This is a genomic window from Paenibacillus sp. 01T47 (assembly GCF_056398245.1).
Genome location: NZ_JBFTPA010000003.1, coordinates 244,540 through 260,237 on the forward strand (window position 1 = coordinate 244,540; position 15,698 = coordinate 260,237).

Below are 15,698 nucleotides of genomic sequence, written 5' to 3' on the forward strand. Positions count from 1 at the left end.
GAATGAGGTAGTACGATCAAAAAAAGAAAAGGAAGGAGAGATCAAATGCTGCCGAGGCTGCCACTAGACGACCGCACGTATGCGGAAATCGTTCAACAAGCAAGAAGGCTCATCCCGAAGCGGGTTCCGGAATGGACGGATGAGAATGCGCATGACCCGGGCATTACGTTTATTGAGCTATTCGCTTGGCTGACAGAGATGCAGCGATATTTCATTGGCCGTGTCCCGGACAAGAATAGGCGCAGGTTTCTTGATCTGCTTGGTATTCAGCCTGCAGACGCAAGTTCGGCGAGAGCTACCGTACAGTTCTCAAATATTAAAGCTCCAGTGACGCTGCCTCGCGGGACGAAGCTGATGGCTGAGGATCAGATGTTTGAGACGGAAGCCTCCATTTCCCTTGTGCCGCTTGCGCTGGATAGAATCGTTACGCGAACGGAACGGGAAGCCAATGACGTCACAGCTACAAATGATCATGCCAATGTTGCCTTTTATGCGTTCGGGAAGGATGCAAAGACAGCCTCGAAGCTTTATCTTTCCTTCGATCGTGAGCTGAGCGCGCAGGAACAGGTCACGATAAACATCAATCTTTTGGAAGCGGATAAAGGCGTTGGCAATGACGAGCTGCAGCATCTGGTAATCAATCGCGAAGCCATTTCTCCATCTGCAAGGCTCTCGTGGAAAGCTTATTGCTGGGATGAAGCAGCAGGGACAGCAGGGTGGATGCCCGTTGAAGTGATAGAGGATGAGACGCTACATTTGACGCTTAGCGGTAAAATATCATTTTGCCTAAGAGCGCCGATGCGTACGGTAACTGTGCATCCTGCAAGCGAGCAGCCGCGATATTGGATATGTGCAACAGTTGAGGAGTCTGGTTATGAAATGCCGCCTCGCATTCGTCAGCTTATGCTGCATACTGTCAAAGCTGAGCAGAAGGATACATTCAGCGAAGTGATTGATTTTACGGTATCGGGAGAGCCCCATGAAGAAATACATATTGCTACCTACTTAGCTGTTTTTGGACAAATACGAGTTCAAGTGCGAGCTGCAGATGGCGCATGGCGATACTGGCAGGAAATTGCTTCCTTTGAGGAGCTGCCTCACTCTGATCGCCCGCCTGCGTTTTATACCGTTATAAGACATGCTTCGATGGACCAGGTAACGGTACAGTTTAGCGATGGCTCTACCGGAGCTGTTCCGCCGCCTGGACAAACGGTTCGTATCATTGCTAGTGAACCTAGGTTTGATCTTTACCGATTCATTGGACGAAGCAATGGGCTGCCCAGCCAAAGCTTTGAGCTGTACAATCTATCCTGCAAGAAACGCGAGGCACTAAAGCTGCAGGTAGGTGAACAAGAACCGGATGGCCATTTCAAATGGCAGGATTGGAAGCGTGTAGATGAGTTTGACCGCTCTAAGCCAGGTGATCGTCATTATATTTATGATCCCGTCAAAAGACTCATTTACTTCGGCAATGGCGAAAAAGGAGCTATTCCGCCAGTCAGTATGGACACCAATATTGTTCTTACCGGTTGTGAATTAGGCGGTGGTGATCGTGGCAACGTTAAGCCTTATCTCATATCTGAGTGGGTGAACGAAGCACATAAAGCATTGCAAATCGAAGTGAATAATCCAAGTTTTGCAGCTGGAGGCTCGGAAGCGGAAACGCTGCAGGTAACGCTGCAGCGGGCGCAGTCAGAACTGAAGCATACATTCCGTGCCGTCACCAATGAGGATTACGAAACTTTGGCTTTAGCAACACCAGGCGCTGCCGTAGCTAGAGTACATGCAATTCCTCTCTATAAGCCGGGACTTGATGATTATCCGAGAGAGAAGGCAAATGGTCAAGTTTCTGTTGTAGTCGTACCATACGGTTTAAGCGATACACCAACGCCAAGCGCCGGTTTTCTGCAAACTGTAAAACGTCATTTGGATACAAGAAGATTAATAACGACAGAAGTACATGTTATTCCCCCCATTTATATTAAAGTAACCGTCAATGCCGTTGTTGTTGTCGAGCCTCAATTCGTAGATGAAGGACAACGTTTAGTAGAGCAATTGAAAAAGCTGTTAAGACCGCTTGATGGTGAGCATGGAACCAAAGGCTGGAAATTTGGCCGTTCTGTCTATAAGGGAGACATTTATAATGCGCTAAGCAAGGCGAGCGGCGTAGTATACGTGCAGGATTTGTGGATTGATGCGGAAGGTGCGCATGTTAGGAAAAGTGCAGGAGGAGACATCATTCTTCCGCCGCAGGGACTTGTTTTCTCGGGTCAGCATGAAATTGAACTTATTAGTCGCACCCATCTATAGCATCGTGGCAATTGGCTGCAAAGGAGGTACAGCATGAACGGAAAAGACCAGTTTTTCTCGATTAACCGTGAGCAGGATTGGCTGCGCGGCACCGGGTATAATCTTGATTTTCATTTAGCAGGCTTTGGCGTTCGCCGCGATAACAAATACGGAATAGCGGGAACGATTCAGCTGAGTGACCTCGCAGGTACAGCTGCCATTCAAGAGCTGGCTGTTTCCCAGCATGAGCATATGTTTTTGCTGGATGAGCGCGCGGATCTGTGGATTTACGACCGCCGTAATGCTGATCATAAGCGCTTGTTTACACAAGGGCATGGTCTGTTCAGCTCCCATGCTAGACTTGCTGCCTCCGGCGAGCTTTTAATTGCCGCCGATCGCATGGGTGAGAGGACAGTCGCTGCTTACCATACCGGCAATGGACAAACGCTTTGGTCGCGCGGAGGCAATGAAGCAGATGGAGTTTTGCTGCATCCGCTTGCGATAGCAGCGGATAACCGGTATGTGTACGTGCTGACACCGCTTGAACTGGATACGGGAGGCGATGAGCCGTCAATAGCAGAAGGCGCTAAGCTGGGTATCATCCAGTTTACGTTAGGCGGCGCGATCGTCAGTGTATGGAGTGATCCAAGCTTTACACAGCATGTACGAGCGAAGCTGAGGCATTTGAACCGAACTTACTTTATGACCGTTGCGGCATCGGGTGAGCTTTATATATTTGATACGTTATACGCAAAGCTATTTTCATTCGGGCCTACCGGAACATTGAGTGCGAAACGTGAACTCCCTGCTCTTCCTTATGCAGGACTATGTGCTGACAGCAGCGGCATGATTTATATTGGCGACACGAGGCAAATGGATCAAGTGAGCGAGGATGACCGCTTTATCGTCCAGTTGAATGCTGCTGGCGAGACAGTTGGACGCATTACAGGTTTCCGTGGCAAAGCGGATCAGCTGTTGATTGATGAGAAGGATCGCATGTACATTTTGAACAGCGAAGACGGAACGATTACGATCTTGAACTTACAGCCGCAGACGCTGTTGATGGAGGAAACGGGTGTTCCTGAAGGGGTCTGGCTTTCACGGGCGTTCGATAGCGCAGAAGCCGAAACCGTCTGGCACAAGATGGCGCTTAACTCCTTTATTCCAGATGGCACACAGATTCATATCTCCTATTTCAGTCAAAATGACGATAGCTGCATTATCGCCGGAAGCTATCGAAAAGTAGACGATTGGCTAGCTGATGCGACGATTCCCTACCGCGAAAAGCTGAATGCACTAGCTGAATTTTGGTCAGCGCCGGTTATTAATCCGAGTGACGCATTGTTTTTTGGAGCAAAAGGACGTTACTTGTGGCTAAAAATCGAATGGATCGCTTCGGAGCGGTATACGCCACTATTGGAGTCCATGCGAATTTATTTTCCGAGAGACACTTATTTAAATTATTTGCCTGCTGTCTATCAAGAGGACCTGGCAAGCCGTGATTTTCTTGAGCGTTATTTATCATTATTCGGCACGTTGTTTTCCGAGATTGAGGAAGAAATTGAGGATTTATCGGAATACATCGATCCTGAACGGGCAACAGGCGAGCATTTACGCTGGCTGGCGACTTGGGTTGGCCTAGAAACGGATGATTATTGGACGGATGAGCAGGTGCAGGCGTTCATTCAGGCCGCACCAGAGCTTTATCGTTACCGTGGCACGCGTCAAGGCTTAATGAAAACGATCGAGATTTATACGGGTATTGCACCGCTGATCGTGGAATATTTTCAAACAAAGGCGATGCGCGACAATGGAGAGCTGCGGCATCTGACAGATCAGCTTTATAGCGGTGATCCATATACGTTTACCGTGCTGCTGCGTCCGGAACAGGCGCCAACTGAGAAGCAGCGAGTCGTTATCGAACAGCTGCTGGATGAGCAAAAGCCGGCCTATACGGAAGCGAAGCTGGTGCTGCTGCAGCCTTGGATGTATTTGGATTTACATACGTACTTAGGCATAAATACGGTGCTGACTGAGCCTTCACTGCTCAAGCTGAACCCTGATCGTTCGATGCCAAATGATACGCTGATCGTTGACGTTGGCATGGAGAAGCGCATGGATATCCATACCCGTTTAGAAATGGATTCAGAGCTGGAATAGTATAATTACGCGAAGGAGCGGTACAAGTGAAAAAATCGAGGCTGTATCCATTTGAGAGAAATCGTTATTTTTACGGGAAGCTGTTGACGGTACGCGATTTCGAGTCGGAGCAAAAATATTTTAATGATAAAAGAAGGCTGTTGAACCGTCTGCTCTATGGCAGCGGCGTGTTGTCCGGCATGCAGGTTGTAGCGGTAGATGACAAAACAATTTCGGTCGAAATGGGCGTAGCAATCGATTATATCGGACGAGAATTGGTTATTCCTTCACCTGTAACGTTAAAGCTGTCGATGATCGAGGGCTTTACAAACAATGAATATAAGAAAAACGTATACTTGTGCGTCGCTTATGATGAGAAAGGCAAGGAGCCCGTTCACTCGGTAGGCAATTCAGCAATTCGCAACGATGAAGTGAGCGAATACAACCGTGTGCTTGAATCCTATCGTTTATTCATTAATGAAGAAGCGCCTGCACCGTCCTCATTTGAATTCGTTAGATTGCTTGAAAATGTAGCTACGATTTATGAAGATGCGAATGTACGGATTACGCAGCGTATGCCTAAGTATGTGAATGTCGGCGAGGTTGTTGAGGTCAAGCTGGTGGTTGAGAAGACACTGCAAACGCCGCGAATTGCTTTCCAATATGATTATGAAGCAATGGGCTTCACCTCTGTTGGCCATGATGGGAATACCGTTATGTTTGTTGAGCCGGGCGATGCGCAGGAAACGGAGTACTCGGTTAGTTTTCATTTGAAAGCGCCGCAAACTGCTGGCGTCAAAGCACAGCTTACTGTACCTAATCATGCTGCGAAGTTAACCATTGGCGACTCGGCTATTCCACTGGATACGAATGCGAAGCACATCATTGAGGTGCTGGACGAGCCTGTAGCGAATCGTATATTGAAGGATTGGCATGAACGCAGCTTAGAGCAGGCAGTGGAGGGATCTGCTGATCAAAGCATCTGCTTAGCCAAAATCAGCTTGCTCCAAATGGGACCGACCTACATGATTGAGAAGGTGGATCGTGTACCTTTTGATGAATATATCGAGAGCACCGCGCTGCTGCAGCGTTTAACGCAAACGTCGCAATCCTCATCGCTTCATAAGTTTTATGCGAGCGCGGAGACGCATGACCTGGAATATGATGAGAAGCCATCTCTTGATGTACAGTATCATCCCGAACGCAATGAATTTGATTTCAAGCTTGGTATTCCGCGGCCTCAGCATTTGTATGATGAGATTTCAACGGGTACAATGGAAGTAGCACTGGAGTCTATCGGCAAGACAGGCGGTTTCTTCTTCTCGCGCGGCAAAAAAAACTATGTGTCTGATGAAATTCAGCATGGCCTTGGCGAGGGGCAAGTATCGGTTGTAGTCGGCTTGGAAGAGATCGATAAGACGATTTTGGCTGACCAAACAAGCACGATGAAAAAAGTATATTATGGACAAAGCGACGTATTTAAAGGCACTGAGTTTGAGCCTGATATACCGAATGTATCGCTTGGAACAATTGTTTATCCAGAGAAGGGCACATTCCGTATCGGAATGAAGCTTCAAGGTGAAACCGAATCGGCTGCGTCTGTAATCGCCGTTCGCTGGTGGGCATTCAAAAGTTTAGGCGCGGCGAAAGCGGCTGATCAAGTAAATGATGAGATAGATCAAGGGTTTGCAGAAGCAGCTGCATCGCAGCAGGAGTAAGCCATTATAAGCTGTTCAGAAGGTCGATAAGAACGATGATCTTGCTGAGCAGCTTTTTTTATATAGCGTAAACTAGTATAGGTGTACAAGAAGGAGGCTTTGATTTGAAAGACCTTTATGAGCGTTTAAGGGAGCTGAGAGAGGGTGAGGCTAGAAGCCTTCTAAACGACCTTCTAAAGCTGACTGTACCGTTTACTGAACAAGGAAATGGGGAGCAGAAGGCTCTGGCTGGCTCCATTGTACAAATGTATGAAAAAAGCGTGCAGCACTCACATTCTTTGCGAGTTGAAGCTGAGCAGCGCAAAAGCATGGTTCATCTCGTATGCAGCATGTCGGATGCAGGATCTTTGAAAGTAGCCCTAAGCAATTTAGGAAAACATGCAGACAATGAGGTATTGTCGTTTAATGATTGCTTTTCAGTAGGTCCAATTAAGAATATTGATCGTGTGGAAGGACAGCGGGCACGAGAATTTTGGCAAATGGAGAAGCTGTCTGGTTTTATGTTTAATCACCACATGAATCGTGAGCATCAGATTCAGAGAATGATCGAGAAAATAACAGCCATAGCTAAGCATAAATCTATCATCATCTGGTGTGCCGATAACGCGCACGATCAGGTAGGACTGCGTTTCATCTTGCATTTGCTAAAGAATCGTACCAATAGCGTACATATGATGAATGTTTCTGAGCTTTTTCGGCTTAACGCGGCAAGCATGCAGACTAACCTGCCTCACTATGCGCAAGGGCTGCTAGAGAGGGATGTTTACTTAAATATCGTAAACGGATATGAGCAAGCAGAGAAAATAGTAGATAGTGAGAGACGACGCTATGAAGCAGAGTGGTTGGAGCTGTCTCAGGAAGAGTGTACACTGCGTTTATGGGAAGATGACAAGATTAAGCATGCTGCTGAAGTGGAGCTTGATAGGAGGCTTATAGCTATTATTGATAAGCTTGCAATCGAAAGCGAGGATGGTTTTGTAAAGGCAGGAGCTGTTATCGGAGAATTACAGGACCACTATTTCCAGCTAATCGACTTTCGTTTCACTGAATATCGGCTGTGGATGCTAATTAGCGACGGCTGCTTGGCGTTTAGAGGACTGCCGAATGCGATGCATCAATATTCCGTGCGAAACAACAAAGGGAGGACCATTTGATGAAGCCGTTATTTGGGAAGGATTCTGCTATACCAGATGAGAAAAAGATCGTTTTTCTAGGAGACAGCATTACGGATGATGGTACGTTTATTGCTTACATGGATGCTTATTTCCTGCAGCATATGCCAGCCAATCAAATGACACTCATTAACCTTGGCGTAAGCAGCGAGACAGCATCTGGCTTAAGCGAACCGGAGCATCCTTTTCCTCGGCCCTGCGTGCATGATCGGCTTGGCAAGGCTCTAGCGGAAAGCAAACCGGACTGGGTCGTTGTATGTTATGGGATGAATGACGGCATCTATTATCCTTATTCTTCTGATAGATTCGAAGCGTATCAACAGGGTCTATTACGGGCTGTTACTCAGATTAAGGCTGCGGGAGCCAAAGTAATTCTTATGACGCCGCCTCCATTTGATGCTGCATCGTTTACCGGCGGCAGCTTGCTTCCTTCGGGGCAACCAGCATACAGCTATTCTCAACCTTTTGCTGACTATGAGGATGTATTGAAGCGATACGCAGACTGGGTGCTGACTTTGGACGATGTCGCAGATGCGCTCGTTTCTATCCATGATCCAATGCTGCGCGAGTGGGAGCATAAGCGTAAGGAGAATCACAATTATATAACGGGGGACGGTATTCATCCGAATGCTGAGGGGCATTGGCTGATCGCCGCGGCTCTGCTTCGCGTGTTGTTTAATATATCACTGGAGCAAATGCCCGAATATGTGCTCCAACCAGACTCTTCATCGCTGTTCTCAGCCGTACAGCAGCGCCATCGATTGCTTAGCTCGGCATGGAAGGAGCATGTCGGACATACGAACCCGAATAAAGCGGAAGCGCTGCCGCTGGAGCTGGCATTGAAGGAGGGCGAAGCGCTTAAAAATCTTATTCTCTCCTTGGCTGATCGTCCAGAGAACAAAAATAATAGCCGTACTTCAAGCTGGAAGGGCTATGAGCGTATCGATTTTATGTTGGAGGGAAGAGAAGGACTAATCGTTTTTCCTAAAACATTTGCCGAAGGCAGGCCATGGATATGGCGCGCTGAGTTTTTTGACGCGTTCTCCTATGCCGATATGGCTTTGCTCGAGCAAGGCTGGGCAATTGCTTATTATCGACTAAGCGACATGTATGGATGCCTGGGTGCGGTAGAGTGGATGCGAACGTTCCAAACCTACGTGACAGGAGCTTATGAGCTCGCTCCAAAAACGGTGCTTTTTGGCTTCAGCCGCGGTGGGTTATATGCGTTTAACTATGCAGCCAAGTACCCAGACCAAGTGAAGCTGCTGTACTTAGATGCCCCTGTACTCGATATGCGCAGCTGGCCGGGCGGGAAAGGCGTAGCTGCAGGTGGAGCGGCTGAGTGGGAGGAGTGTCTGGCTGTGTACGGCGAGCTGGAAGAAACGGAATCGTCACTTAAGGGCTGCTCTCCTCTGGACAGAGTAGAAGAGCTGGCAGCAGGGGGTATTCCCGTTTTGATCGTTGCAGGGGATGCTGATATTCCGCTGCCTATAGAAGAGAACACACTGCCATTTGAGAAACGTTACCGAGAGCTTGGCGGGATCATTAAAGTCATTGTGAAGCCGGGAGTTGGCCATCACCCGCACAGCTTGGAGCAGCCAGAGCCGATTTTATCTTTTATTCAGCAATATTCCGAGTGAAAGAATGATAGCCATAAAGAACTGATGATGGGAAATGCACGAAAATGACAATCTTCAACTTTGGAAAGTGGAGCTAACGGATATCAGAGCCGATATTAGTTTGGAGATTCCATTTTTATAGAGCTAACGGACATCAGAGCCGATATTAGCGTGGAGATTCCAATTTTTATATTGAGCTAACGGACATCGGAGCCGATATTAGCGTGGAGATTCCATTTTTATAGAGCTAACGGACATCAGAGCCGTTATTGCTAGGAATCTCCATTTATAAAGAGCTAACGGACATCAGAGCCGTTATTGCTCGGAATCTCCATTTATAAAGAGCTAACGGACATCAGAGCCGTTATTTGCTCGGAATCTCCATTTTTAAGGAACAAACGGACATCAGAGCCGTTAGTTGCTTGGTATCTCCATTTTTATTGAGCTAACGGACATCGGAGCCGATATTAGCGTGGAGATTCCATTTTTATAGAGCTAACGGACATCAGAGCCGTTATTTGCTCGGAATCTCCATTTTTAAGGAGCTAACGGACATATAGTCTCTTATTTGGCTTCAAGAGCAATGATTATCCTTCAATTTGGATAAATAACGCATCTGATGTCCGTTAGAATTCGAAATGAGCTTAAAATCAGTAAATAGCGGAATGTATGTCCGTTATAATATGCTCCCCAAATAGTAGACAGGTGAAGTGATAAAAAAACCTATTGCTATGAGTGGAGCATTTTTATGTCTAAATCCAATAGAGAAACTAACCATTATCGAAGAAATCGAAAGTGGCGAACTTGGCCCTATCGCCGCTGCCTTCAACAGTCCCATAGCATCCTTCTGGGGAACCCTGAAGTGTGAAAAATATAATTTGCAAACATACCGAACATTTGATGAGCTTGAACAGGACATTGAAGCCTACATTCACTTTTACAATTACGAACGATTTCAGGCAAAACTAAACGGCCTCAGTCCAATGGAGCTTAGGACTAAGGCCGTTTAACGGTTTTTATTATTTGTACTGTCTACTTGTCGGGGGCAGTTCACTTTTATTGTTATTCCTCAGGAATGATATAGGACATTTCAAGTCGTACAGGCTTATCTTTATTTAACAAAAAAGTGAGAAGCGTACTGCCTGACTTGAACAGAACCCTTACTCGGCCGTTATCGAGCTTTTCCTTGGTGGATACCGTTTTGGCGGCTAATAATCTGCTGTACGTTTGTTCCATGACAACTGGATTCCATGTCGTCAGTTGACTTACAAAAAAAGCTTCTGGATTGTCTTCATCGACTTCCAGTACAAAGGACATTTGCATTGCGCTGAACGTCAGCGTTTGCGGCAGTATTGGATCGAGTGCTAAGTCGGGATCAACAAATACAGGGTCTTCGCTTTTCGTTGTATCCTTCTCTGTGCTCGTCGCCGATTCCTTGGTGCTGCCAAGTGCAGCGGGTAGAGCAGTGGAGCCGCCAGCAGCCATTGTCTTTGTCTGAATGCTTTGCGGTGTTGCTGTTGGCATTGCGGCTGAATTGCTGCTGCTTTCCGGCGTGGCCGAAGGTACTATCGCTGCTTGGTCAGTCGCTTTCGGTTCAGGTGATGAAGAATCTGCTGAAGAATCTGTTTCGTCGGTCGTTATAGGTTCTGAAGGTTCGTCTACAAAAATTTCTTCAGTAAGCTCTTCCTCAGGAACAGTTACAGGAGCATCAGGAACACCCAACGTTTCTTGCAGCTTTACGAGCGACAGATTCATGAAGCCTTCAGCGTACAAGCTGCCGTCTCTGAAAAAACCTTTGTAGAGAGGCGCGCCGTCCATATCGTACAGTGCTCCTATGCCTTCATATTTGTTATTGACGAATTTGCCGTCATAAACAATACCGCCTGAGGCATTAAACATTTGTCCACTGCCATTCTGCTGTCCGCTAGCGAACGACCCTGTATAAACAACAGAGCCTGTCTCATTAAATAAGCTGCCAACCCCGTGATAGCTGCCGAGAAGAAAGGCGCCGTCATATTTTACGAAACCTGATGGGTAATATTGTTTCCCCGGGCCAGACAGCTTGCCAGCAAGGAAGTTGCCTTCGAATAATAAAACGCCATTATTGTCAAACTGCTTGCCTGTACCCTCATAAACACCAGTATTAAATTGGCCTTCATAGATCAGCTTGCCTGATTCATTGTAAAGTTTGCCATCGCCACTGTATGAACCCTTCAGAAAGGATCCTGCATAGATGATTCCGCCGCCAGCATCATATGCTGTACCAGCTCCATCGTACGCTCCGGCTGCAAACTCGCCCACGTATTGAGGTTTTCCGCCTGGATAAAATAAAGTTCCAGCACCCGCATATTGATCGTCAGCAAACTGTCCGCGGTAGAGAAGCTCGCCCTCTTCATTAAACAACTCGCCTGAGCCCGCCATCATTCCTTTAGCGAAATCTCCTTGGTAACGAAGCTTGCCGTTTGGATAATATAGCTTCCCTGGACCGCTGTATTGACCATCGACAAGTTCCCCTTTAAATAGCAAATTACCTTCTGCGTCAAGGACGGATGCAGCTCCTGTGAAGCTGCCATTCGCAGCAGCAGCTGCTTCCAGCTGAGGCGTTCGTCCGAACCATTTGTTAATGAAGGCTGGCGGGCTTATAAATCCAAAATAAACGATGATCAGAGTAATGACGAGAACAAGTGCGATAAGCTTCTTCGCTATGTAGTAGCTCCCGATACGCAAATAATTGTTGAGCGATCGAAGCGGGCCAAAAATAGCAGTGACCAGCCATTTGCGGAGCACGGCAAGCATACGCTTTGGCAGCGTTTTCGCCCGTTTAAGAGGCGCAATAATTTTTCGCTTAATGGGCTTGATTATGGGATTTAGAATTTGCGCTATCATATCATGGCACCTGTATCGTCATCTGTCCCGGATTCACGAACTGAATGACGCCTCCCCAGTTGCACATGCATTTGGACGAATTATTTAAAGCGGGCATGTTCGCAACTAACACGGTTGGCGAGCCGGGCACCCATGGAGCGGCTGTAACGGGAATACAGGGCTGAGGGGTTAGCACGCCTAAGGCAGCAGCAGTTGCGGCTGCGACCATCGGATTGGCCAGCGAATTACAAACTCCAAAGGGCAATATATTAACCATCGGTTTATTATCCATAATGTTCGCGATCGGCATAGCCGTCAAAACGCGATTGGCAGGCAACACATTAAACGTGCCGGGAGCTGCTCCAAAAGAGCATTGCATGGTAGCTCCTCCGCATATAAGTTGTCCCATATAATTCCTTCCTGAGAGTAGGCCTTACTTAATGCCTCTCCTGTTTTTTTGCTATATTCTACTATTTTAATAGTACTATAAGCCCTAAAAGCCATCAACATAAACCTACTAAAATAGCTAACATTCGATGAATTCTTACAACAATGCTGATGCTAAATGACTAAACATGTAGTAATATGGAAATAGAAATATTTTGAAAAATGAAAGCGATGGTGCACATGCGAAGGTCCACTATGGGTATGACTCTTCTGAGTATAATAGCAATTTGCCTCGGCTTCTGGCTTTATCCAAACTTAAATCACTTTCAAACCCCTCCGTATAAAACAGAGAAACCCCTCACTTATTTATCCAAGGCATCGGCAGGGCCGGATGGAAGCATGATCGTTATCGGAGATTCACGTCAAGAGATTATACGAATCGGCAGCAAAGGATCTATTGAAGAGGTCATTCGGCAGGATGATGCTACCATAAGACATGATTTTACAGATATAGCGGTGGCGGCTGACGGCACAATCTATGTTCTTGATACGATTTTGGACGGATATGGGCTTTATGTACGCGAAGAAAGAATTGTTCGCTACGCGATCGGCGATACAAAAGGAACGGTCCTGTTTACGTTCGAGGGAAGCGGTACCAACAAACGGGTAGGGCTGATCAAAGGTCTTCAAGTTGTAAAGGAAGATATTTATTTCTACATAAACGAAGAGACGAACGTACAATTAAATCGGTTATCTGCTGCGGGCGGCAAGGCAGAGGAGCTGCTAACATTTAAATTGCCTGCAGATCGTTACTTATCAGAAATCGTAGGTTATGCGCCGGATCAAATCTATTACTCTACGAAGCGCGGTGCTATTTTCAGAGTGAATGCAGGCGGCGAAAGCGAGCTGTCCTATCCGCTGGAAGGCATGGATCGCACTCGCAAAAACTTCCCTGAAGGACTGCTTCTGCACGAGAATGGAAAATTATATTTTATTGATCGCCTAGTAAATGCAGTTACGAGTATGAATGCGAAGGATTCCAGTAATTTAAGAACGGTCATAGATGAGGCATCGTTAAAGACAATAGCTCCGCGTGCGGAAAGCCTTGATATTATGGATTTGACAATGAATGCAGCAGGGCAGATGGAGCTTGCTTTAGGTGACAGCATCGTCAGCATGGATGAGGCTGGCAGCCATACGAGTGTCCTTGCGAAGCTAACTTATGATCGCGGTTCGGTGGTACAGGGCTGGATGACGTGGCTGGCAGCTGCCGTATTGCTCGTTATTTTAGTTATGATAATCAGACTGTTCTATGTACATGTGCTTAATCGCAGAATTTCATTGTTTTTCAAACAAGTTTTTGCAATTGTACCGATATTGATAATAGCGATGATTATGTTATCCAATTTTATTTATGATAGTTTCTCCAGCAAAATGGAAGATGAGATGCAGAAGCAGCTGTCTTTGCTTGCTCGCAATGGTCAAAATATGATTAACGGCGACCAGCTGAATCGATTGACTTCGCCAAACGATTATATGAGCAAGGATTATGAATCGATTCGGAGCAAAATGAACTTCTTGTTCGAAAGCGAGGATCCTGCAAATCGCAAAGGCCTCTACAGCACATTGTACAGATATGAAAATGGTGAAATCTTCATCATTATGGATGATGATGACGGCGTCAATATGTACAAGCCTTTTCCTAAGAACGAGCTGAACCGGCTTGTGGTTGAGAAGGGCGAGGTTGTAACGGACCGATGGGAAGATGCTACAGGCAAATGGCTATATGCAATTGGACCTATCTATGATTCTACTAACAAAATTGTAGGCGTTTATGAAACAGGCCGGGATTTGAATGTATTGTATCAATCCAACCAAATTATTTACAAAAGCATCATGCGAAACATTGGGCTTATAAGCTTAGTATTAATCGTTCTCGTACTCGCTGTAACGTATTATCTGCTCTCGTCGCTGCGCAAGCTTCGCAAAAGCGTAATGGAGATGGCAAATGGCAACTGGGATGTGAAGGTGAACATACGATCACAGGATGAGGTCGGCGATTTGGGAGAGCAGTTCAATCGCATGGCGCTTCATATTCGAACGTACATAAAGGACATTACTTCGTTCAGCGAAGCTTCGCATCGATTTGTGCCGCAGCAGATTTTTAAATATTTAGGCAAAAAGGGAATTACCGATATTCACCTTGGAGATCAGGTTCAGCAAAATATGACGGTTATGGTCGCGAATATTCGCTCATTCCATCATTTATCGAAGCAGCTGACTCCAAAGCAAAATTTTGATTTTATGAACACCTTTCTAAAACGGTTTAGTCCATTTGTTCGGACAGAGGAAGGACTAATAAGCAAATATTTGGGCGCGGGTTTTATGGCTCTGTTCCCTTCACGAAATGAAGATGCGCTGCGCGCGGCTGTTGCGATACGCAGAGAGCTCGTTTCCTATAATGAAAGCTTGAAGGCTTCCGGCTTTGCTCCAGTTGATCTAGGCATGGCCATACATAAAGGGCCGCTTATGCTTGGGATCGTGGGTGAAGAGCAGCGGATGGAGGGCAATGTTATCTCTGATGATGTGAATATTACAGCAACATTAGAGCGGATGTCCGATACGATGGGCGCATCAATACTTGTCACTCGTACGTTCTATGAGCAGCTGCGTTCACCGGAACGCTTCCGCTTCCGTCTGCTTGGTCGTGTGCGAATTGACGGCAAGGATGATCCGATTGAGCTTATTGACGTATATGAGGGAGATTCAGATACAGAGCGCGCTTTAAAGGATCGTACAAAGCCGCTCTTCGAGAAGGGGATCATGCTTTGCCAAGAGGGGCGTTTCTTCGATGCAAGAGAAACCTTTATAGAAGTGATCAAAATTAATCGTTTCGACAAAGCGGCAAAGCTATATTTTTACCTATGTGATGAGTATTACCAGAAGGGATCAACTGAGGGCTGGAATGGCACACTCGCCGTTTAAAAATTGAAGTTAGGAGGAAGGTCGAATGCTTGTTGGACAGTTTCGGATTAGTCGCATCTCCACATTAGATGAGGCGGAAAAAGTCGTCGCATTTTTATTATCAGGCTTTTCATTTGATGATACTCGTTACACGCCAGGCGAGCTGACGCATTTCCGAGAGCTTCCATTTCGCGCGGTAAATAATGAAATTTATTTCTGGTATGCCGAGGATGAGGATGGAAATGTCATAGGCATAAATTGCATCGCTGAAAATGAGCAAAAAACCGGAGGTTTCAATTGGGACTACATGGTTGTTCATCATGATTATCGCAAAGTAGGCGTTGCGGCGCTGCTGATGGAGCAGATGTATGACTTTTTAGGGGAAGTAAACGCCAGATATCTAGTAACCTATACTTGCGATCTGCCAGAGTACAACCGCATTCGTCAATTATTTGAGAGCAGCGGCTTTACACTGGTTGGTAGATGTCCAGATTATTACTACGAAGGGGAAGACCGCTTAATCTATCATCGAAAGCTGGTTTAAA

10 protein-coding genes are annotated in these 15,698 nt (G+C 46.4%); 8 read left to right on the forward strand and 2 right to left on the reverse strand.

Going from position 1 to position 15,698, the window contains the following annotated elements; all coding sequences use genetic code 11:
- Positions 1-45: 45 nt before the first annotated feature.
- The 6 genes from AC1DOV_RS08510 (at position 46) to AC1DOV_RS08535 (ending at position 9,947) form a co-directional block, all read left to right on the forward strand.
- Positions 46-2,310 (forward strand): putative baseplate assembly protein, encoded by a 2,265-nt coding sequence (locus AC1DOV_RS08510; RefSeq protein ID WP_477549697.1) that lies wholly within the window; start codon positions 46-48, stop codon positions 2,308-2,310.
- 33 nt (positions 2,311-2,343) lie between these two features.
- Positions 2,344-4,449: a phage tail protein gene (locus AC1DOV_RS08515; RefSeq protein ID WP_477549698.1), complete on the forward strand. Its 2,106-nt coding sequence runs from the start codon at positions 2,344-2,346 to the stop codon at positions 4,447-4,449.
- Positions 4,450-4,475: 26 nt separating this feature from the next.
- Positions 4,476-6,146 carry a hypothetical protein gene (locus AC1DOV_RS08520; RefSeq protein WP_477549699.1) on the forward strand — a complete coding sequence of 557 codons (1,671 nt, stop codon included), beginning with the start codon at positions 4,476-4,478 and terminating at the stop codon, positions 6,144-6,146.
- A gap of 104 nt (positions 6,147-6,250) precedes the next feature.
- Positions 6,251-7,300 (forward strand): DUF1835 domain-containing protein, encoded by a 1,050-nt coding sequence (locus AC1DOV_RS08525; RefSeq protein WP_477549700.1) that lies wholly within the window; start codon positions 6,251-6,253, stop codon positions 7,298-7,300.
- The gene (locus AC1DOV_RS08530; protein WP_477549701.1) at positions 7,300-8,958 is read left to right on the forward strand and encodes an SGNH/GDSL hydrolase family protein; all 1,659 of its coding nucleotides are present in this window, start codon (positions 7,300-7,302) and stop codon (positions 8,956-8,958) included. The genes AC1DOV_RS08525 and AC1DOV_RS08530 overlap by 1 nt, the downstream gene beginning before the upstream one ends.
- Before the next feature lie 689 nt (positions 8,959-9,647).
- Positions 9,648-9,947 (forward strand): IS3 family transposase, encoded by a 300-nt coding sequence (locus tag AC1DOV_RS08535; protein WP_477549702.1) that lies wholly within the window; start codon positions 9,648-9,650, stop codon positions 9,945-9,947.
- A 52-nt stretch (positions 9,948-9,999) separates the two neighbouring features.
- On the opposite strand, the gene AC1DOV_RS08540 is transcribed toward AC1DOV_RS08535, so the two are convergent.
- Positions 10,000-11,823 carry an MORN repeat-containing protein gene (locus AC1DOV_RS08540; protein WP_477549703.1) on the reverse strand — a complete coding sequence of 608 codons (1,824 nt, stop codon included), beginning with the start codon at positions 11,821-11,823 and terminating at the stop codon, positions 10,000-10,002.
- A gap of 1 nt (position 11,824) precedes the next feature.
- Positions 11,825-12,211 carry a DUF4280 domain-containing protein gene (locus tag AC1DOV_RS08545; protein WP_076267901.1) on the reverse strand — a complete coding sequence of 129 codons (387 nt, stop codon included), beginning with the start codon at positions 12,209-12,211 and terminating at the stop codon, positions 11,825-11,827.
- A 377-nt stretch (positions 12,212-12,588) separates the two neighbouring features.
- Here AC1DOV_RS08545 and AC1DOV_RS08550 point away from each other — a divergent pair, with 377 nt between their 5' ends.
- Both AC1DOV_RS08550 and AC1DOV_RS08555 read left to right on the forward strand, forming a co-directional pair.
- Positions 12,589-15,174 carry an adenylate/guanylate cyclase domain-containing protein gene (locus AC1DOV_RS08550; protein WP_477549704.1) on the forward strand — a complete coding sequence of 862 codons (2,586 nt, stop codon included), beginning with the start codon at positions 12,589-12,591 and terminating at the stop codon, positions 15,172-15,174.
- A 25-nt stretch (positions 15,175-15,199) separates the two neighbouring features.
- Positions 15,200-15,697 carry a GNAT family N-acetyltransferase gene (locus tag AC1DOV_RS08555; RefSeq protein ID WP_441879026.1) on the forward strand — a complete coding sequence of 166 codons (498 nt, stop codon included), beginning with the start codon at positions 15,200-15,202 and terminating at the stop codon, positions 15,695-15,697.
- The last annotated feature ends 1 nt before the right edge of the window (position 15,698 follow it).

Excerpts from the sequence above, each read along its gene's own strand:
- AC1DOV_RS08510 (WP_477549697.1), top strand. The coding sequence starts at position 46 with ATGCTGCCGAGGCTGCCACTAGACGACCGCACGTATGCGGAAATCGTT.
- AC1DOV_RS08515 (WP_477549698.1), top strand. The coding sequence starts at position 2,344 with ATGAACGGAAAAGACCAGTTTTTCTCGATTAACCGTGAGCAGGATTGG.
- AC1DOV_RS08530 (WP_477549701.1), top strand. The coding sequence starts at position 7,300 with ATGAAGCCGTTATTTGGGAAGGATTCTGCTATACCAGATGAGAAAAAG.
- AC1DOV_RS08540 (WP_477549703.1), bottom strand. The coding sequence starts at position 11,823 with ATGATAGCGCAAATTCTAAATCCCATAATCAAGCCCATTAAGCGAAAA.
- AC1DOV_RS08545 (WP_076267901.1), bottom strand. The coding sequence starts at position 12,211 with ATGGGACAACTTATATGCGGAGGAGCTACCATGCAATGCTCTTTTGGA.
- AC1DOV_RS08550 (WP_477549704.1), top strand. The coding sequence starts at position 12,589 with ATGATCGTTATCGGAGATTCACGTCAAGAGATTATACGAATCGGCAGC.
- AC1DOV_RS08555 (WP_441879026.1), top strand. The coding sequence starts at position 15,200 with ATGCTTGTTGGACAGTTTCGGATTAGTCGCATCTCCACATTAGATGAG.